Source organism: Nocardia sp. bgisy134, from assembly GCF_057708325.1.
In genome coordinates this window covers 1-17,700 of record NZ_JBYIRW010000027.1, presented here as the reverse complement: position 1 = coordinate 17,700, position 17,700 = coordinate 1, and the positions used below count along the sequence as shown (strand labels likewise).

Annotated in this window: 13 protein-coding genes; 8 read left to right on the top strand and 5 right to left on the bottom strand. The window is 69.7% G+C overall.

Going from position 1 to position 17,700, the window contains the following annotated elements; genetic code table 11:
- Positions 1 to 284: 284 nt before the first annotated feature.
- A complete protein-coding gene (locus AC3ERS_RS33270) occupies positions 285 to 2,456 on the top strand; it encodes an MMPL family transporter (protein WP_431972121.1) in 2,172 nt (723 codons plus the stop codon).
- Here the strand turns inward: AC3ERS_RS33270 and AC3ERS_RS33265 are convergent.
- The 4 genes from AC3ERS_RS33265 to AC3ERS_RS33250 are packed head-to-tail and all read right to left on the bottom strand — an operon-like array spanning position 2,426 to position 8,313.
- Positions 2,426 to 3,613, bottom strand: a complete 1,188-nt coding sequence (locus AC3ERS_RS33265; RefSeq protein ID WP_431972120.1) for a cytochrome P450 — start codon at positions 3,611 to 3,613, stop codon at positions 2,426 to 2,428. The two genes, AC3ERS_RS33270 and AC3ERS_RS33265, sit on opposite strands and share 31 nt — an antisense overlap.
- The gene (gene asnB / locus AC3ERS_RS33260; RefSeq protein WP_431972119.1) at positions 3,610 to 5,535 is read right to left on the bottom strand and encodes an asparagine synthase (glutamine-hydrolyzing); all 1,926 of its coding nucleotides are present in this window, start codon (positions 5,533 to 5,535) and stop codon (positions 3,610 to 3,612) included. Before asnB ends, AC3ERS_RS33265 begins: the two co-directional genes overlap by 4 nt.
- Before the next feature lies 1 nt (position 5,536).
- A complete protein-coding gene (locus AC3ERS_RS33255; protein WP_431972118.1) occupies positions 5,537 to 6,925 on the bottom strand; it encodes a wax ester/triacylglycerol synthase family O-acyltransferase in 1,389 nt (462 codons plus the stop codon).
- 8 nt (positions 6,926 to 6,933) lie between these two features.
- Positions 6,934 to 8,313, bottom strand: a complete 1,380-nt coding sequence (locus AC3ERS_RS33250) for a cytochrome P450 (protein ID WP_431972117.1) — start codon at positions 8,311 to 8,313, stop codon at positions 6,934 to 6,936.
- A gap of 281 nt (positions 8,314 to 8,594) precedes the next feature.
- On the opposite strand from AC3ERS_RS33250, the gene AC3ERS_RS33245 reads away from it, so the two are divergent.
- Genes AC3ERS_RS33245 through AC3ERS_RS33220 form a run of 6 tightly spaced genes read left to right on the top strand, consistent with a single transcriptional unit; the run spans position 8,595 to position 16,242 of the window.
- The gene (locus AC3ERS_RS33245; protein ID WP_431972116.1) at positions 8,595 to 9,632 is read left to right on the top strand and encodes a 3-oxoacyl-ACP synthase III family protein; all 1,038 of its coding nucleotides are present in this window, start codon (positions 8,595 to 8,597) and stop codon (positions 9,630 to 9,632) included.
- A gap of 5 nt (positions 9,633 to 9,637) precedes the next feature.
- Positions 9,638 to 10,546, top strand: a complete 909-nt coding sequence (locus AC3ERS_RS33240) for a hypothetical protein (RefSeq protein WP_431972115.1) — start codon at positions 9,638 to 9,640, stop codon at positions 10,544 to 10,546.
- Positions 10,543 to 12,261 carry a fatty acid CoA ligase family protein gene (locus tag AC3ERS_RS33235; RefSeq protein WP_431972114.1) on the top strand — a complete coding sequence of 573 codons (1,719 nt, stop codon included), beginning with the start codon at positions 10,543 to 10,545 and terminating at the stop codon, positions 12,259 to 12,261. The genes AC3ERS_RS33240 and AC3ERS_RS33235 overlap by 4 nt, the downstream gene beginning before the upstream one ends.
- Positions 12,258 to 13,286 (top strand): NAD-dependent epimerase/dehydratase family protein, encoded by a 1,029-nt coding sequence (locus tag AC3ERS_RS33230; RefSeq protein ID WP_431972113.1) that lies wholly within the window; start codon positions 12,258 to 12,260, stop codon positions 13,284 to 13,286. Before AC3ERS_RS33235 ends, AC3ERS_RS33230 begins: the two co-directional genes overlap by 4 nt.
- Before the next feature lie 29 nt (positions 13,287 to 13,315).
- Positions 13,316 to 14,722, top strand: coding sequence for a cytochrome P450 (locus AC3ERS_RS33225; protein WP_431972112.1), 1,407 nt, complete (start codon positions 13,316 to 13,318; stop codon positions 14,720 to 14,722).
- Positions 14,723 to 14,763: 41 nt separating this feature from the next.
- Entirely contained in the window at positions 14,764 to 16,242 is a 1,479-nt protein-coding gene (locus tag AC3ERS_RS33220; protein WP_431972111.1) for a flavin-containing monooxygenase, read from the top strand.
- Between the two features lie 41 nt (positions 16,243 to 16,283).
- Here the strand turns inward: AC3ERS_RS33220 and AC3ERS_RS33215 are convergent, their stop codons facing one another.
- Positions 16,284 to 16,898, bottom strand: coding sequence for a hypothetical protein (locus tag AC3ERS_RS33215; protein ID WP_431972110.1), 615 nt, complete (start codon positions 16,896 to 16,898; stop codon positions 16,284 to 16,286).
- 188 nt (positions 16,899 to 17,086) lie between these two features.
- Here AC3ERS_RS33215 and AC3ERS_RS33210 point away from each other — a divergent pair, with 188 nt between their 5' ends.
- Positions 17,087 to 17,515, top strand: coding sequence for a DUF4189 domain-containing protein (locus AC3ERS_RS33210; protein WP_431972109.1), 429 nt, complete (start codon positions 17,087 to 17,089; stop codon positions 17,513 to 17,515).
- Positions 17,516 to 17,700: the final 185 nt, after the last annotated feature.

Here is a 17,700-nt window from a genome sequence, read left to right as displayed (position 1 = left end):
TTCCCGAACAAGATCTGGCGCGAATGTTCTCCCGACGATGCAGTGACACCCCGCCGCCGCGCTGCGTACGGTGATTCACCGGCCCCCGCTCCGGGGGTGATCTCGTGGGCCGGGGAAGGACGCGGTGCGGTGGTAGGCGTTTCGGACCTGGGGTGTCTCGCGGCGGGCACGATCAGGCTCGAGGGATGTGCCCGCCGATGAGCCTCGGCGCTGCCGAAGAGTTGCCCGCCGCTTCCGATTCGGAGCCCGTGCGACGCGATCCACTGTCGCACTGGACACGTCGCGTGACGACCCGTCCGCGCGTGGTGATCGCGGTCTGGTCGATCGTGCTCATTTTGTGTGCCGCGGGCTACCCACTGCTCGAATTACGCCTGCAGGCACCGGATCTCACCGTGGACCGCGCCGAATCGGTGGCGGTGCAACGTCTGATCGCCGCGCATTTTCCCGGCCTGCGGGCCGAACAGGCGCTGCTGGTGTTCGATTCCGGCACCGCGGTCGTGGACGCCCCCGAATACCGCGTCCAGATCGAGCGGGCCCGGCACGCCGTCGAATCGGTCGGGGGCGTGACGGTGCTCGCGGCACCTGGCGATCTCGGTGCGCGACAACTGGTCTCGGACGACCACCGCACCGCCCTTGCCGTCGTCGCCATCGAGGGCGACCAGTCGCACCGTGTCGACGTCTCCGGCGACGTGCAGGACGCGCTGTCCGCGCTGCCCGGCCGCGACGTGGTCCGCGTCGACCTCACCGGCTACACCGCGATCCAGAACGATGTGATCATCGCCGAACAGGCCGATGCGCGCCGCGCCGAATCCCTCGGCGTTCCGGTGGCTTTCGTGCTGCTGACCCTGGCGCTCGGCGCGGTGTCCGCGGCGTTGCTACCGATCCTCATGGCCGTAGCCGGGCTGCTGACGTGCACCGGCGTGCTGCTGCTCGCCAGCACCGTGACCTCCGTCGACCCCCTGATGCTGTCCATCGCAAGCATGATCGGTCTCGGCGTGGGCATCGACTACGCCCTGTTCGTGGTGAGCAGGTTCCGCGAGCAGCTCTCGGCGCGCGCAGTGACCTCGCGCGCCGACACCGACGCGATCCGCGCCGCCGTCACCGCGACCATGGCCACCACGGGCGGCATGGTCCTGGCCTCCGGCTCGGTCGTGATCGTGTCGCTGGCGTCGCTGCTCGTGGTGCCCGCCGGGGTTTTTCGCGGCATCGTGCTCGGCGTCGGCGTATCCGTGGCGGCGGCGATGCTGGCCGCCGTGACCCTGCTGCCCGCCGTCCTCACCGAGCTCGGCCCGGCCGTGAATCGCTGGCGCGTGCGCGGCCGGAGCGTCGACTCCGACGACAGCGACGCCGCCCGCCGGTGGGCGCGCCGGGTGATGCGCAGGCCCGTCGTATTCGGCCTGGCCGCCGCGGGCTTGCTGGTCGTGGCTTCGCTGCCGCTGACCGGCCTGCGCACCGGATTCGACCTCGGCATCTCATCGCTGACCGAGTACCCCTCCGGTGTCGCGGCGCACACCGTCGCGGAGAAGTTCCCGCCCGGCATGCTCTCGCCGATGGAGTTCGTCGCCACGGGGCCCGACCGCGGTCCGCTGGACCCCGAGGCGGCGAGCACCGTGCAAGGCTTCGCCGACGAGCTGCGCGCCGATCCCCGCGTCGCCGCCGTGCTGGCGCGGCAGTCGGACGGCCGCGTCCACCTGACCGTCGTGACCCGCACGCAGATCGACTCGGCCGCGGGCTCGGATCTGGTCGCCGAACTCGACGCGCGGGCGCGCACGCTGGCCGCGTCGGCCCCGAACCTGCGGATCACCGCGGGTGGCGCGCCCGCCGGTCTGCTCGAGATCAGCGACGCGGTTCGCGGCGCCTACCTGCTCGTCGTGGCGATCACGGTGCTGTGCGCGCTCGCTCTGCTGGTGGCGGTCTTCCGCAGCGTCGCCGTGCCGGTCAAGGCGGTCGCGGTCAACCTGCTCGCTACGGCGGCCGCGCTCGGCATCACGGTCGCGGTGTTCCAATGGGGCTGGGGCGAAGCGCTTTTCGGCTTCGAGAGTCCGGGATTCCTCCAGGTCGTGATGCCGCTGATCGTGTTCGTGATCCTGTTCGGCCTCTCGATGGACTACGAGGTGTTCGTCATCCGCCGGATCAGGGAGAACTGGGACTCGACTGCGCCGCGCGCCGCGACCGACCCGGCCGCCGCCAACCAGGACGCGGTCGTCGACGGGATCGGCGCCACCGCCAAACCCGTCGCGGTCGCCGCCGCGATCATGGTGGTGGTGTTCGCCTGCTTCCTCACCGCGAGCACCCTGGAGCTGAAGCAGCTCGGCTTCGCGCTGGCCGTCGCGGTCCTGCTCGATGTGGTCGTCGTGCGACTGGTGCTGGTACCGGCGACCCTGCGGCTGCTCGGCCGCTGGAACTGGTGGTTGCCCGCCCCGCGTCAGCGCAAGCGGATGTCGAGCCTGCGGTAGAGCGGGACGAACGCATTGAACCGGTAGCGGCGGCGGGTGATCTCCCACGGGCGGCCCGCCGCGAGCAGCGTCTCCAGGAAGCGCGTCAGCTGCACGTGAGTGAGCGCCGCGCCGAGGCAGAAGTGCTTGCCGCCGCCGAACCACAGCTGCCGCGTCTGCGGCACATAACCCAGATCGAGGTCGAACCGGCCGACGGAATTGTCGATGTACCAGGTCATCACCTTGACGCGGTCGCCTGCGCGCAACTGCCTGCCGCCGAGTTCGACGTCGCCGACGACGCCCCGCCCGACGACCGGCATCGAGCTCGTCACCCGCAGCCCCTCCCGGATCGCGTCGGGGATCCGGCCCGCGTCGGCCAGCAGCCGATGCTGGTCGCCGGTGTCGTGCAGCAACGCGACCAGCCGCCCGATGGTGCTCGCGAGGGTGACGGTCCCGGCCACCACGAGCAGCACGGTGAATCCCCGGGTCTGCTCGAGCGTCAACCCTGTGTCGCGGCAGCGTCCGATGACGGTGCCTGCGTCGGCCGTGTCGTAGACGTGCTCGACGTTCTCGCCGATCAGTGCGGCCAGCTCGTTGCCCTTGCGTCGATTGCGCGAGGGGACGACGGTCGTCGCCCAGTTGCCCTTGCCCAGATCGGCCAGCCGTTCCATGGCCGCGAAGAGGTCCAGATACGGTGTGTCGGTAACGGTTTCGCGCGGCAGACCGGCCACGTCGACCATCGTGCGCGCCGTGAACACCCGACCGAACTCGGCGATGTCGACCGTCCGCCCCGCGGCCAGATCGGTGCGCAGCCGCTCGAGCTGCGCGCCCGTCGACTCCTCGACCAGGTGTTCGGACGCGGGCCTGCTGAACAGATCCCCGAGCCCCGCGCGCAACCGCTGATGCTCGGGACCCTCGAATCGTTCGGCGCCGAAGTCGCCCAGCATCTGTGACCACCAGTGCCCCGACGCGCCGTCCGTCGCGATGCTGAAATGCTCGCTGTCGCGGTGAACGCGGCGCGCGAGTTCCGGATCCGACACCACCCAGCCGAATTTCGGCACCCTGCGGAGGGGGCGGGTGACGGCCCCGAGCGGCGCGAGCAGCGCCAGGCCCGGCTGGGCGGCGGCGTGCAGTGCGAGTTCGTGCCATTCGGCGGCACGCGGCCGTGTCACGGTCATGTCCGGGCTCCCGCGATCGCGTCGGCGGTGAAGCGATCGGCGCTGAACTGGTCGACCACGAGGTGGGTGCACAGGATCGCCATCGCCGCCCATTCGGCGGTGACGCCGTCCCAGGTGCCTGGCCGGTCCACGGCCGTGCGCCAGATCCGTTCCGTCGCTTCGGGATCGAACAGCCCGTAGCGTCGCGCGGCGGCACGGGAGAGATGGTCGGCGGCCAGCTCCGCGCCCGGCCCGCTGAGGTACCACGGGCCGACCGGTGTCATGAAGGGTTTCTTGCGCCGCCGCACGATCCGCTTGGGCAGCACGTCGGCCACCGCCCGCTTGAGCACGTACTTCTCGGTGCCGAGGCGCATGAGCATGCGCGGGTCGAGCTCGGCGCAGACGTCCAGGACATCGCGGTCGAGGAACGGCACCCGCACCTCGATGCCGTGCGCCATGCCGAGCCGGTCGGAGATCGGTAGCACCCAGTGCGGCAGGCGGGTGTGGAATTCGAAATGCATCTGCCGGTGCAGCGCGCTGTGTTCCGGCGGGCGGGGCAGCGCCGATGGCTCGGGCAGCTCGGCGAGCACGGCGGGCCGCGCCGTACCGGACAGCGCGCTCCACAGATACATCCACGGCGGCATCTGCCCGTACCGTTCGGTGTATTGCCCACGCTGCGTGGAGATCTCGACGATGTGGCGGTCGATGCCGCTCGGTGCGCCGATCCACTTCGTCGCCTGCCGCCACACCAGCGGTCGCAGCGCGTCCAGCCGCAGGGCCTCCAACCGCGAACTCAGCCGCATCAACCGATAGAAGTCGTAACCGGCGAGCAGTTCGTCCGAGCCGTCGCCGCTCATCGCCACCTTGAGTCCTCGGTCTCGGGCGAGCGCGGTCAGGTCGAGGAAGGGTGAGGCGACGCCGCCGTACCAGAACGGAGACTCGAAGTGCCACATGCTCTTCGGCAGCAGCTCGCAGACACGGGCTCCGGTGATCTCGGCTTCCGCGTTCGGCACCCGCAACGACCGGGCGACCAGCCGCGACATCTCGGTCTCGTCGTGGATCGCGCCGGACAGCCGCACACTGAGCGTGGTCAGCGGCGCGTCGCAGCGCCGGGCGGCGACGGCGGCGATGGCGGACGAGTCGAGCCCGCCGCTGAGCGCGACGCCCGCGTCCACCTCGTCGGGGACGCGCTTGGCGACCGCGGCGGTGAACCGCTCGCCGAACGCCTCGATCGCCGCGCGCCCGGTGAGCAGCGGCGCGTCCGGGTCCGCGCGCTGGAAGATGCGGAAATACCGTCGGCTCCGGAGGCCGTCGGCGTCCGCGGTGAGGACGGTGCCGGGTTCCAGGTCGCGCACGTCCCGCCAGAACGTGCCCGGCGCGATCGTGTGCCCGTAGAACAGGCAGTCGCTCAGCCCCTGCCGGTCGATCTCGGGTGTGCAGGCGCGGGAGGCGAAGATGCCCTTGATCTCCGACGCGAACGTCAGGCGAGTGCCGCGCACGTGGTAGAAGAGCGGTTTGACCCCGACGCGGTCGCGGGCCAGCGTCAGACGGCGCCGGGTGGCATCCCAGATCGCGATGCCGAAATCGCCGTCCAGGTGTTCGACGAACCCGTCCCCGTACTCCTCGTACAGGTGCGGGACGACTTCGGCGTCGCTGTCGCTGCGGAACCGGTGCCCACGCGCCGCCAGGTCGCGGCGCAACGCCTTGTGGTTGTAGATCTCGCCGTTGAGCAGCGCACGGACCGAACCGCTCTCGTCGGCGGTCGGCTGCGCGCCGTGCCGCACGTCCACGATGGACAGGCGCTGGAACCCCAGCGCGGCATGCCGGTCGTTCCAGGTGGCGTGGTCGTCGGGGCCGCGGTGGCGCAGCACGGCGCACATCGCGGCGAGCGGGCCGGGGTCGACCGGCGCCTCGACGTCGACGATGCCGCAGATGGCGCACATGTCAGTCCTGGCCGACCGCGGCAGGCGGCGCGAGCAACCCGTCCAGTTCGGCGACGGCGGCGTCCAGCGCGGCCGTCAGATGCTCGATCGGCGGCAGTTTGCCGGCGGCGCCGAGCACGCCGATGAACAGCTCGTCGCGGTAGCCGAAGCAGGTGAAGTTCAGCGCATTGCCGTGCATCAGAAGGGATATCGGATACATCGCGTCCAGGCGAGCGCCCTCCCAGAACAGCGTTTCCCGTGGCCCCGGAATATTGGAGATCCCCATGGGGTGCGAGGACGGAGCCGACCGGATGCCGAGCAGCAGCGCGAAGACCCACGGGAAGGTGGTCGCCAAGCCGTAGCCGATGACCGCGCCGGGCGACATCGCGCCCATGTGCCGCTTGGCGGCGTCGATCGCGTCCTTGACGGCGGCGAGACGCCGCACCGGGTCCTCGACGTCGGTCGCCAGCGCCGTGAACATCAGCCCCGCGCGAGTGCCCACCCGCTGGTCGCCGTCGCGCAGATCGGTCGGCACACCGGCGGTGAGCGGACGGTCGGGCAGTTCGGCGTGATCGGCGAGGTAGCCGCGCAACGCCGTGGCGACCAGATACAGCACCAGATCGTTGACGGTGCAGTCCGCCGCGCGCGCCAGTCGTTTGATCTCGTCGAGCCGATAGCGGCGCAGCGAGAGGTCGCGCGCGCCGGTGATCGGACCGTCGAGGACGGAGGGCGGCTGCCGGTAGGTCTGCTGCGCGGTCGACTGTCCCTTCTTGCGCCGCAGCGCATCTCGCGCCGCCCCGCCGATCCCGGACAGTATCGCGAAGAATCCGTACACCGCCGTGCGCAGCGCGCGGATCCGGCTCGTTCGCGCCGGAGCGAGGTCGGTCTCGGGACCGATCGTGAAGAAGGGCGGCAGATCGCGCGCCCGCGCGTCGGGGGACAGACCGCCGGTGATGACGCGCACCAGCGAAACGCCGTCCAGCAGACTGTGATGCGTCTTCAACACCACGGCGAACCGGTCCTCGGACTGTCCCGTCACGAAATGCAGCTCCCACGGCGGCTTGCCCAGGTCCAACTGCTCGCGGTGGATGCGCGTCACAAGGTCGACCAGTTCGTCGCGGCCGGTGCCCGCGGGCAGCCGCCACGTCCTGATGTGGTCGGCCGGGTCTATCTCATCGACTTCCCGCACCAGGGCGAGGGATTGGCCGAGGCGGCCGCGCACCGGCCGCAGATTCCACGGCGCCGGAGCGGTGAAAGGGGCGGCGTGCCGCGCGTGCCAGCGGCGGACGAAACTCTCGGCATCGCCTTCGGGACAGTGGAATTCCATCAGGAACGCCACATGCATCGGCATCTCCGGCGACTCCAGCGACAACCAGGTCGCGTCGGTCGCCGACAAGCGCTTCACCGCCATATCGGCTCCTATCCTTCGAATTCGCGGTCGGCCGCCGGTCGTGGCGCGAGGTCGAGCCGCAGGCCGACCGGGATCACGGCGAAATGGAAACGGTCGTCGGGCGGCGGCACACCGTCCGGGAGCCGGAAATCGAAAGTGCGGCAGGCCATCGCGGCCACGCTCTTGACCTCCAGCATCGCCAGGCCGCGCCCCGGGCAGAACCGCGGCCCCGACCCGAAGGGGATCGCGACGTCGGGGCGGTGCGCCCTGCTGTCGGCGTCGCGCAGCCACCGTTCGGGGTCGAACCGCTGCGGATCGGCGAAATATTCCTCCTGGAGACCCGGATACCGCACGTTGACCAGCACCCACGTGCCCGCGGGCAGCGCGATATCGCGTAGCACGGTGTCGTGCACCGCCTCCATGAGCAGCAGGGGAGTGGTGGGTTGCAGCCGCATCGACTCGGCGACAACGGCTTCCAGATAGGGCTGACGCTCCAGCGCCGACGGGATCCGCGCGACTTCCTCTCGGATGCGTTCCTGCGCTTCGGGTTCGGAGGCCAGGTGGTAGAGCAGCCACGCCGCGGCATTGCTCGTGGTGTCCTGCCCGGCGATCAGGATCGTCAGCGCCTCGGCGAAGAGTTCGTCGTCGGTGAACGATTCGCCGCCATCGTGGGCGAGCAGGAATGCCTCGATGAAGTTCGTCGGCTGTTCCGGCGCGGTCGTGCGCGCACGGGCGATGACCGCGTTCACCTCGGTGCGCAACGCTTCCAGTGCCCGGTCCAGCGCGTGATCGGCGGGCAGCTTGACCCAGCGCCAGTAGGGAAGCGGAATGTTCAAGCGGCGGTTGAGCATCGGGAAGACGTGCTCGAGGTGCTGCTGGATGACGTCGCCGGACTGCTCGAGGGTGTTGATGTCGTAATCGAAGGTGAGCTTGGCGGTCACGTCCACGGTGTAGCGGGTCAGGTCGGCGCGCACGTCCTCGGGTGCCGACGCGAGCCAGCGCCGCCGGAGCCGCTCGGTGATCTGCTCGAGCGTGGTGTGGAACCGCGTGAGATGGGCGGCGTTGAAACCGGGCATGGCCAGCCGCCTGCGCCGCCGCCACGCGTCGCCCTCGGAGGAGAACAGCCCGTTGGAGCCCATCTCGCTCATGATCGACTCGATCGAGGACTGCCGCCGGTAGGTCCCCGGCCGCTGCCGCAGGATCTCCTTGCTCAGTTCGGGATCGCCGACCACGACCAGTCGCCTGCCCGGCATGCTCAGCCGGTAGACGGGGCCGTATTCCGCGCACCAGCTGTCCACTTGCCGGTGCAGCCGGGTCGGGGTGAGCTGCGGGAGGTTGCCCAGCACCGGCCAGCCGTCCGGGCCGGGAAGATCGAGGAGCGACATCGGTGCGCGGAGCGGGGCGGACACCGGGCCGAGCCTAATCACGAATCGAGGGCCCGGCGCAATCGGCGACGGTAATTCATCGCGGGAAACCAGCTTCGTGCCGAATATTTGTCGCGAAGTAGCAACGCGCACACATCGATTGGTGATCCCCCTCACCGATCGGCGGCCGAAGTGGACCGCTGTCGCGGTCTGGTCGTAGTGTCACAATCATCCGGTCGAGTCCGGGTTTTCCGTTGCCCCCCTGCTGTATCGGCGCCGTGTCGCTCCATTTCTGTGGTAGTCGCGGCCCTCGGAGGAAATCTCGTATGAATCGCTCTCGAATACGCGCGCTCGGGGCCGCTCTCCCTTCCGGAGAATTCACCACGAACGAAGTGCTCGACCGCATGTCGAGCGGCGGCGAGTTCGACGTCGAACGCATTACCGGTATCGCACACCGGCATATGGTCGACCGCACCGAGGAGGACACCCTGACATTGGGTGTCGCCGCGGCACTCGACTGCCTGGCCGGCTCCGGGTACGACCCCGCCGATCTGGATGTGATCATCTGCGGCGGCACCACCGTGCACGACGGGTTCCGCATGGTGTTCGAGCCGTCCGCCGCGGGGGAGATCGCCCGCCGCATCGGCGCGGTCAACGCCACCGGCTATGACGTCGCCAACGCGTGCGGCGGCACCATGACTGGCGTCTACCTGCTGGACAACCTGATTCGGGCCGGGGTCGTCCGGACCGGCATGGTGGTGACTCCTGAGGTCATCTCGCCGGTCACCGAGGGCGCGCTGGCCGAGGCGGTGGACGCCCGCGATCCCCAGTTCGCGGCGCTGACCCTGGCCGACGCGGCCGTCGCGGTGGTGCTCGACCGCGCCGTCGACGACGACGATGCCGTCCACTACATCGACATGATCACCTGCGCGGAATACTCCGGCCTGTGTATCGCGAAACCCAGCGACGCCACCGAGAACATGATCATGTTGACCGACAACCTCACCATGCAGGCGGCGCCGAGGCGCGAAACATGGGCGAAATTCCATCGTGACGTATTGGCCAAGAAAGGCACGACCTTCGCCGCCGAAGGCTTCGACTACATCATTTTCCATCAGCTCGGCGTCGGGTTCACCGAGAAACTGGCGGAGTCGGGCAGCAAGATCCACGACGTACCGATGCCGCCTCGGCTCGCGTGCGTCGAAAAGTACGGAAATACCGGCGCGAGTACACATTTCCTGGTGCTGCACGACTATCTGTCCCGCGGCCTGATCGAACCGGGTTCGAAGATCTGTTTCGTGCCGACGGCGTCGGGAATGGTGTTCGGCGTCCTGTCGGCGACCATCGGTGAGTTGGTGAAGTGAACGTGGTGACCATTCTGCGGAATTCGGCGGTGAGCGACGATCCGGCGCTCGGCTCGATCGGCCACGCGGTCGCGGCGGCGCGGGAGTGCCTGGCTGGGGCGGGCCTGTCGGCGGCGGACGTGGACGTGCTGGTGAACGTGGGCGTGTACCGCGACGCCAACATCGTGGAGCCGTCCAACGCCGCGCTGATCCAACGCGAGCTCGGCATGCATCTCGACTACGAATCCGGCTCGTCCCGGCCCGGGTTCTCCCTCGACCTGCGCAACAGCTCCTGCGGCGTGCTGAACGCACTCCAGGCCGCGAATGCGTTGCTGGCCAACGGCACCGCCGAGCACGTCCTCATCGTCGGCAGTGACGCCCACCCCGGCGGCCGGGCGGACGCCGCCGACTTCCCCTATGCCACCGTGGGCGGTGCGTTCCTGGTGACGAACGGCATCGACGACGCGAGCGGCTTCGGCGCGGTGCACTTGCAGCCCGCGCCGCGTCCGGACGGCGCACACCCCGGCGTGGCGGGGTACCTCGATCTGAAGGCGATGGGCCACGACGGCGCGCGCACGATCACCGTCGACGTCGCCGGCGATTTCGCCGAGCAGGTCACCGGTGTCGCGCGCACGGCGGTGCGGAACTATCTCGCGAATCATCCTGATCTGGAACCGGATTCGACGGTCCTCGTCACCAACGATCCCGCGCCGGACTTCGCGGCGACGCTGGCCGCCGATTTCGGCTTCGCGCGTCACCACCAGGCCGACGCCGGAGCGAAGAACGCCGGGAGCTCCGGTCTCATCATCGCCTACCACCAGCTGATCCGCTCCGGCGTCGTCGGCCAGGGTGACCGGCTGCTGCTCGTCGCGGGAGGGTCGGGGCCGACCGCGGGCTGTGTCGGTTACCGGGTGCCCGCCGGCGGTGCCGAGTGACGCGCGCCGTCGGATACGAGGACCCGAACGCCCTGCTCGAGCGCCGGATCGCGGAAGGGGCCGACAGGCCCGCCCTCAGCTACCCGACCCGCTCGGACGCGGCGAAGGCCGAGCGCGGCGCCGACCTGCGGTTCGCGGACATGACCTACGCCGAGCTCGGCCGCCGCGTCCGCTCGTACGCGGCGGGCTTCGCCAGGATCGGTATCACCGAGGGCGTCAAGACCATCGTGCTCGTGCGGCCCGATCCGGACCTGTTCGCGGTGTTGTTCGCGCTGTTCCGGGTCGGCGCGGTGCCGGTCGTGGTGGATCCCGGCATGGGTGTGCGCCGCATGCTGCACTGCTTCCACAGCGTCGGCGCGGAGGCGTTCATCGGGATCCCCGAAGCGCACCTGGTGCGACTGGCCGCGCGGCGCACCTTCGGCTCGATCCGCGTGCATGTCACGGCGGGGCGGTCGTACTGGGGCGGTCACAGCCTGCCCGATCTGCGCGGCGAGCCGGAAATCCCTGCGGCCGAACATGCTCCGGACGACCTGTTCATGATCGCCTTCACCACCGGCAGCACAGGACCGGCCAAGGGTGTCGAGTTCACCAGGTCGGGCTTCGCCGCCGCCCTCGACGTCGTCGCCGAACTGCACAATCGCCCAACGGGATTCGTTTCGCTCACCTCGGTGCCCCTGTTCGGGCTCTTCGATCTGTTGCAGGGCGCGCACGTGGTGCTCGGCCCGGTCGACCCGGTACGGGTGTCGAAGGCGAATCCCGCGCTGCTCACCGAGGTGGCGCGGTCCTTCGGCGCCACCGACCTCACCGCCTCGCCCGCCCTGCTGACCCGGCTCGGTGAGCATTTCGCCGAAACCGGCGAGTCGTTGCCCGACATCGCCCGGGTCATCTCCATGGGCGCACCGGCGAATCTGGTCGCGTTGGAACGTATCCGGGCCGCCCTCGGCGTCGAAGCCAGGGTGTTCACCACCTACGGCGCCACCGAGGCGCTGCCGCTGACCACCTTGGAATGGTCCGAGCTGGTCGAGACGCGCGCCGCGACCGCCGAGGGCGCGGGCGTGTGCGTCGGCCGCCCGCTGCCGGAGAGCGGCGGCGCGACCCTGATCCGGATCATCGGCGCCACCGACGAGCCCATCGCCGACTGGGAGGAGAACCTGGTGCTGCCCGCCGGGCAGATCGGCGAGATCGTCGCGAGCGGACCGCAGGTCAGCAGCGCCTATCACCGCAATGCCGCCGCCGACAAGCGGCACAAGATCGACGAGCGGCTGCCCGACGGCGGCGTCCGGCGCTGGCACCGCACGGGCGACCTGGCGCGCGTGGACGAATCGGGCCGACTGTGGTTCTGCGGGAGGCTCTCCCAGCGTGTCCGGGCTGCGGGCGGTGACATGTACACGGTGCGGTGCGAGCAGATCTTCAACACCCATCCGGACGTCGCCAGGAGCGCACTGGTCGGCGTCGGCGCCCCGGCCGAGCAGATCCCGGTGCTGTGCTTCGAGCCCGCCACGGATCTCACGCCCGCCGAACTCACCCGTGTGCGGCGTGAACTGTGGGCCATCGCACAGAGCAATCAGGCGACCGAGCGCATCCGGACCTTCCTGCCGCACAGCGACTTTCCCGTCGACATCCGGCACAACGCGAAGATCGGGCGGGAGCGGCTTGCGCGATGGGCCTCGGATCAGCTCGGATTCCCGCGAACGAAGGAAGGAACGGACCGATGAAGGTTCTCGTCACCGGCGCCACCGGATTCCTCGGCAGCCACCTCGTCGATGCCGCCACCGGCGCGGGCGACGAGGTGCGGGCGCTGGTCCGCGTGGGCAGCGACCTCGGCTACGTGTCCGGCGTCCCCGGACTCGAGACCGCCGTGGGCGATCTCGGCGACGTGGACTCGCTGCGGGCGGCCTGCCACGGCGTGGACGTCGTCTATCACAGCGCTGGCCTGGTGTCGGAAGTCGGTGCGCGGGAACAGTTCTGGCAAGCGAACGTGGAGGGCACCCGGAACCTGATCGCGGCCGCTCGCGATGCGGGAGTATCGCGGTTCGTGTACGTCAGCAGCCCCTCGGTCGCCACCTCCTACGAGACGGACCGCTTCGGCATCGACGAGTCGGAGCCCTATGTCGACGCGCCCAAGAGCCTCTATGTCGCGACGAAGGTGGTGGCCGAACAGTACGTCCTCGCGGCCGACTCGCCCGGCTTCACCACGTGCGCGCTGCGTCCGAGGATGATCTGGGGCCCGCGCTCGGCCGGGTGGATGAGCCTGCTGCTGCGCAAGCTGAAAAGCGGTCGGCTGCCCGACCTTTCGGGCGGACGCCGGGTCATGGCGTCGATCACCTACTGCGAGCACGCGGCCGCCGCGTGTCTGCAGGCCGCCCGTTCCCCCGAGGTCGCCGGAAACGCGTATTTCCTGGCCGATCCCGAGGACATCGACCTGTGGGAGTTCGTCCGCGACCTGGCTGTCGCGCTCGACCTGACCCCGCCGACCCGCACCGTGCCTGCACCCGTGCTGGACGCGGCGATCGCCGTCTTCGACACCATCTGGCGTATTCCCGCCGTCAAGGAACGGTGGGCGCCCCCGCTGTCGAGTTGGACGACGGCAGCGTTGACCGTCTCCAGCACCTACGACACCTCCGCCGCCCGTAAGGATTTCGACTACAACCCGACCGTCTCCCGCGCGGAAGGCCTGGCGCGCTACGTCGAGTGGGTGCGCTCGGTAGGCGGCGTCGACGCCGTCCTGGCCCGCGGCTGAACGAATCGCGCCGAATCGGAGGTTGTCTCGTGACATCACTGCTGGCCACCGTCCGTGGCCGCCGCACCGGCGTCCCGTCCACGGTTCCCACCGCGCCAGGCGCGCTGCCGTTCCTCGGGCACTGGCACCGGTTCGGTCGCACACCGCACCGGTTCCTGTCCACCCTGTCGGTGCACGGACCCGTGGTGCGCATCGGAATCCCCGGCTACGAAACGTATGTCGTCACCGAACCGGAGCTGATCAGGGAGGCCTTCACCGGGCTGTCGGATCAGGGCTCGATGATCGAGCGCGCCGAATTGCTGCTCGGCGCGGGGGTCACCGTCGTCTCCGGCGCGACACATCGTCGTTCGCGCAGGCTCATCGCCCCCGCGTTCGCGAAGGCGCGCATCGCCCAGTACGCCACCGTGATGACGGCGATGGGGCAGGCGCGGGCCGATCAGTGGCGTGATGGCGCGACGCTCGCCGTCAACGAGGAGATGCACGACCTGGCGCTGCGCACCGTCGCAGGCGCGCTGTTCTCCGGCGAACTCGGCGAGGTCACCGCGCGGCGCGTCCACCGGCTGTTGCCCGAGGTGATGACGCTGCTTGCGCGCCGCGTCACCCGGCCCGCCTGGCTGGACCGGCTGCCGACACCGGGCAATCGCCGCTTCCTCGCACTGGTCGATCAGCTCAAGGACGCCACCGCCGACATCATCGCGGCCTACCGCGCCGACCTGGCCGCCGACCCGGCACTCGACCACGGCGACCTGCTCGACACGTTGATCCGGGCCCGCGACGAGGACGGCGCGCCGCTGACCGACAAGCACGTGCACGACGAACTGGTCAACTTCCTGGTCGGCGGCACCGAGGCCATCGGCATGACCGCCACCTGGCTGCTCTACGAGCTGGCGCGCAACCCGGAGGTGGAGCACGCCCTGCACGCCGAACTGGACGAGGTGCTCGGCGGGCGGCCCGCCGAATTCACCGACCTGCCGCGGCTGGACCTGACCAAGCGGCTCGTGCTGGAGACGCTGCGTCGCTACTCGCCGTGGCTCACCGTGCGGCACGTGCCCGCGGACTACCAGTTGGGCGGGCACGCGCTGCCCGAGGGAGCAATGCTGTTCGTCTGCCCGATCGCGGTGCATCGCGACCCGCAGGTGCACGCCGACCCCGACCGGTTCGACCCCGATCGCTGGCTGCCCGAGGCGACGGAGGGGATGTCGCGCGGTGCGCACATCCCGTTCGGCATGGGCGCGCGGCAGTGCCCCGGCAACGTGTTCGCGCTGACCCAGGTGGCGTTGCAGATCGCCACCTTGTGCGGGCGCTGGCGGCTCCGGCTGGAGCCGGGGTTCACGGCGCGCGAGACCGTCATAGGCGCGCTGGTGCATCCCGAAAGCCTGCCCATGCGTGTCGAAGCGAGGACATCCGGCGACACCGACGCGGGTATCGCGAGATGACCGATGCCAGTACCGATCACAGTTCCGTGCGAGGAGAGGCGATGTCCCTGATCACCGAACGGTGTGAAGTCGCGGTGATCGGCTCCGGGTTCAGCGGGCTCGGCGTGGCGATCAACCTGAAGCGTTCCGGCATAGACGATTTCGTCGTTCTCGAACGCGCGGACGCGGTCGGCGGCACGTGGCGTGACAACGTGTATCCGGGATGCGCCGTCGACGTGCCGTCGGTGCTGTACTCGTACTCGTTCTTCCCCGGTGACTGGTCGCGACTGTTCGCCACCCAACCGGAGCTGCGCGCCTACACCGAATCCGTGGTCGACGCGTTCGAGCTGCGGAGCCACGTGCGGCTGAACAGTGAGGTCGTCGAGGCCGAGTTCGACGAGACCACGCACCGGTGGTCCGTGCGGCTGGCCGACGGACGCATCGTCAGCGCGCGTGCCGTCGTCATGGGGTACTTCTCGTTGCACGTGCCGTTCGTCCCGGACATCCCCGGCCGAGACGTGTTCCCCGGCGTCCAGATGCACTCCGGCTCATGGGATATCGGCTTCCAGCCGGAAGGGAAGCGGATCGCCGTCGTCGGATCGGGCGCGAGCGCCGTGCAGATCGTGCCCGCGCTGGCTCGACAAGGCGCGCACGTGGTGTCGTTCCAGCGCAGTCCGGCGTGGGTGCTGCCGCGCGGGGACCGGGCGATCCCCGGACCGGTGCGGACGGTGCTGCGCAAGTTCCCGCCCGCGCGACTCGCCCTACGCTGCACCGTGTTCTCGCTGCTGGAGTTGGTGCATCTGGCCGAGTTCCATCCTCGGTTGCTGCCGGTCTACGAGCAGATCTGCTTGCGTGCGCTGCGCAACCAGGTGCCCGATCCGCGCACGCGCGAGGCGCTGCGACCGGACTACCGCTTCGGGTGCAAGCGGCCGATGGTGTCCGACGAGTACTACGCGGCCTTCGCCCGGGACAACGTCGACCTGGTGACGGAGAAGATCGTCGACCTCACCCCGGCCGGTGTGCGCACCGCCGACGGTGTCGTCCACGAGGTCGACGCGATCGTGTGGGCGACCGGTTACCACGTCCAGGACTCGATCCCGCGCTTCCCCGATTTCCGCACACCCGCCTTCTCGCTACGGGACAGTTACGAGCGCAACGGTTTCACCGCCTATCGCGGCATCGCCTTCGCGGGCCTGCCGAACCTGTTCTGCGTCACCGGTCCCAATACCGCGCTCCCGCACACCTCCCAGTTCCAGGCCATCGAACCCACCACTCGCCTCATCGCCCGGATCATCGCCCACATGCGTGATCGCGCCGTCACCCGCTACACACCCACGGACACCGCCCAGCGCCGCTTCGTCGCCCGCTGTCGCCGGGTTCTCGCCGACCGCGTCTGGACCACCGGTGGCTGCACCAGCTACTTCGTCACTGCCACCGGCACCAATACCCTCACCTGGCCGGGCGGCACTCGCAGCGTTCGCCGCGACCGCCGCCACATCCACCCCGAGGATTGGGACCGCCGCTCGGCCGCCGCCGGCTGATCGTCCGGAAACGAATCCGACGGCGCACGGCGACGGGCCCGTCAGCGGTCGGCGACGAAGGCGTCGAGCAGGCTGCGGTAGACGTCGGCGAAGCGCTTGCGCGCGTTCTGCTGTTCGGTGGACAGGCCGTCGGTCGCGTCGGGCGCGTACACGATCACGTGCAGGTTCTGGCCCGGCGGTTCGGGCATCACGTCGACGATCTGACTGCCGCCGTCGCCGGAGCCGGGCACGCCGAGGTCGAGGGTGGACAGCGCGGTGAGCTCGGCGAGGGCGGTATCGATGACCTCCCTGCGGACCGCGCCGCTCACCTCGCGCGGCGGGGTGTTCCGATCCCGTTCGGGCGCGACGGCATCCGGTTTGCGGACGGCGTGGCCGTCTGCGTAGACCTCGAGGACGGGCCGCAGATCCATCCGGTCCTGCCAGCCCGCGGGCATCGTCGTGAGCGTGAGAAGCGCGACGTCCGCTCTCGCGGGCGTGGGTGCGGGCAGCGGAAGGGGCGGATGAGCGGCGAGCGCGGGCGGGTTTTCCGTTGCGGGAGTGTGGGTTTCGGCTGCCGGGGGCTGCGGCGCCTGCTTGGCCGGATCGGCGGCGGCAACGCCCCATCCGGCGGTGAACGTCATCGCGAGGACAAGCAGAGCCGATATCGTTCGTCGCATGGAATTCCCATCTCGATAGCGTCGACCGTCCGCCTCGTCCGGGAAGTGAGCTCTTTCCGGCGCAGCGGCTCAGGGTGCCGTAGAGCGTACCTTTGACATTCCCATTGGGTTCGCCTACTTTCCCTGGCGGGGAGTTCGGTGTGTCGATCTACCGAAGTCGGACACCCATTGGGGAGGGGGATACTGCCATGTCTCTGGCTCGAAAGCTCACCATCGCCCTGGTCGCCGGGGCCGCGTCGCTCACTGTCGTCGGTGCGGGGACGGCGCATGCCGCGGGAGATCAATTCGGGGCGATCGCTGTCGAGAAGGCTCCGAATCCGTTGGGTGTGACGTACTTCTACGGATCCCACGCCGCGACGCCCGAGGTTGCCAGGCAGGCCGCGGCGGCCAGATGCGGCTCGGAGTCGGGCAACCCGGACGCGGTCTGCGATCTGGTCACCTGGAGCAACGCGTGCGTGGCGGCCGCAACGCGCGGTGTGGACTACCAGTGGGCCGAGGGGCCGAATCGTGAAGCGGCCATTCAGAACGCGCTGGCGTTGTCCAACGCGGTCGGCGCCAGTATCGTTCCGCTGCCCGCGGCGATCAGTTACGTCGCTTGCACTCCGAGCGTGGAGTGACGCACCGGAACCAGCGCCTCGGCGTCAGCGGTTCCAAGGGTGGGGCGTCGGTCCGATCGGCTGTAGTGGCCGTTGTCGGGCTGGCGCCCTGACACATTCACAAGGGCGGTGGTATCGGAATCCGACCGTTTCCGGACACCGCCCGGTAAATCCGTGCGGGCACGCGGATGTCTGTCGGGCGGGCC

Excerpts from the sequence above, each read along its gene's own strand:
- asnB (WP_431972119.1), bottom strand. The coding sequence starts at position 5,535 with ATGTGCGCCATCTGCGGCATCGTCGACGTCGAGGCGCCGGTCGACCCC.
- AC3ERS_RS33215 (WP_431972110.1), bottom strand. The coding sequence starts at position 16,898 with ATGCGACGAACGATATCGGCTCTGCTTGTCCTCGCGATGACGTTCACC.
- AC3ERS_RS33230 (WP_431972113.1), top strand. The coding sequence starts at position 12,258 with ATGAAGGTTCTCGTCACCGGCGCCACCGGATTCCTCGGCAGCCACCTC.
- AC3ERS_RS33210 (WP_431972109.1), top strand. The coding sequence starts at position 17,087 with ATGTCTCTGGCTCGAAAGCTCACCATCGCCCTGGTCGCCGGGGCCGCG.
- AC3ERS_RS33245 (WP_431972116.1), top strand. The coding sequence starts at position 8,595 with ATGAATCGCTCTCGAATACGCGCGCTCGGGGCCGCTCTCCCTTCCGGA.
- AC3ERS_RS33265 (WP_431972120.1), bottom strand. The coding sequence starts at position 3,613 with ATGACCGTGACACGGCCGCGTGCCGCCGAATGGCACGAACTCGCACTG.
- AC3ERS_RS33255 (WP_431972118.1), bottom strand. The coding sequence starts at position 6,925 with ATGGCGGTGAAGCGCTTGTCGGCGACCGACGCGACCTGGTTGTCGCTG.
- AC3ERS_RS33220 (WP_431972111.1), top strand. The coding sequence starts at position 14,764 with ATGTCCCTGATCACCGAACGGTGTGAAGTCGCGGTGATCGGCTCCGGG.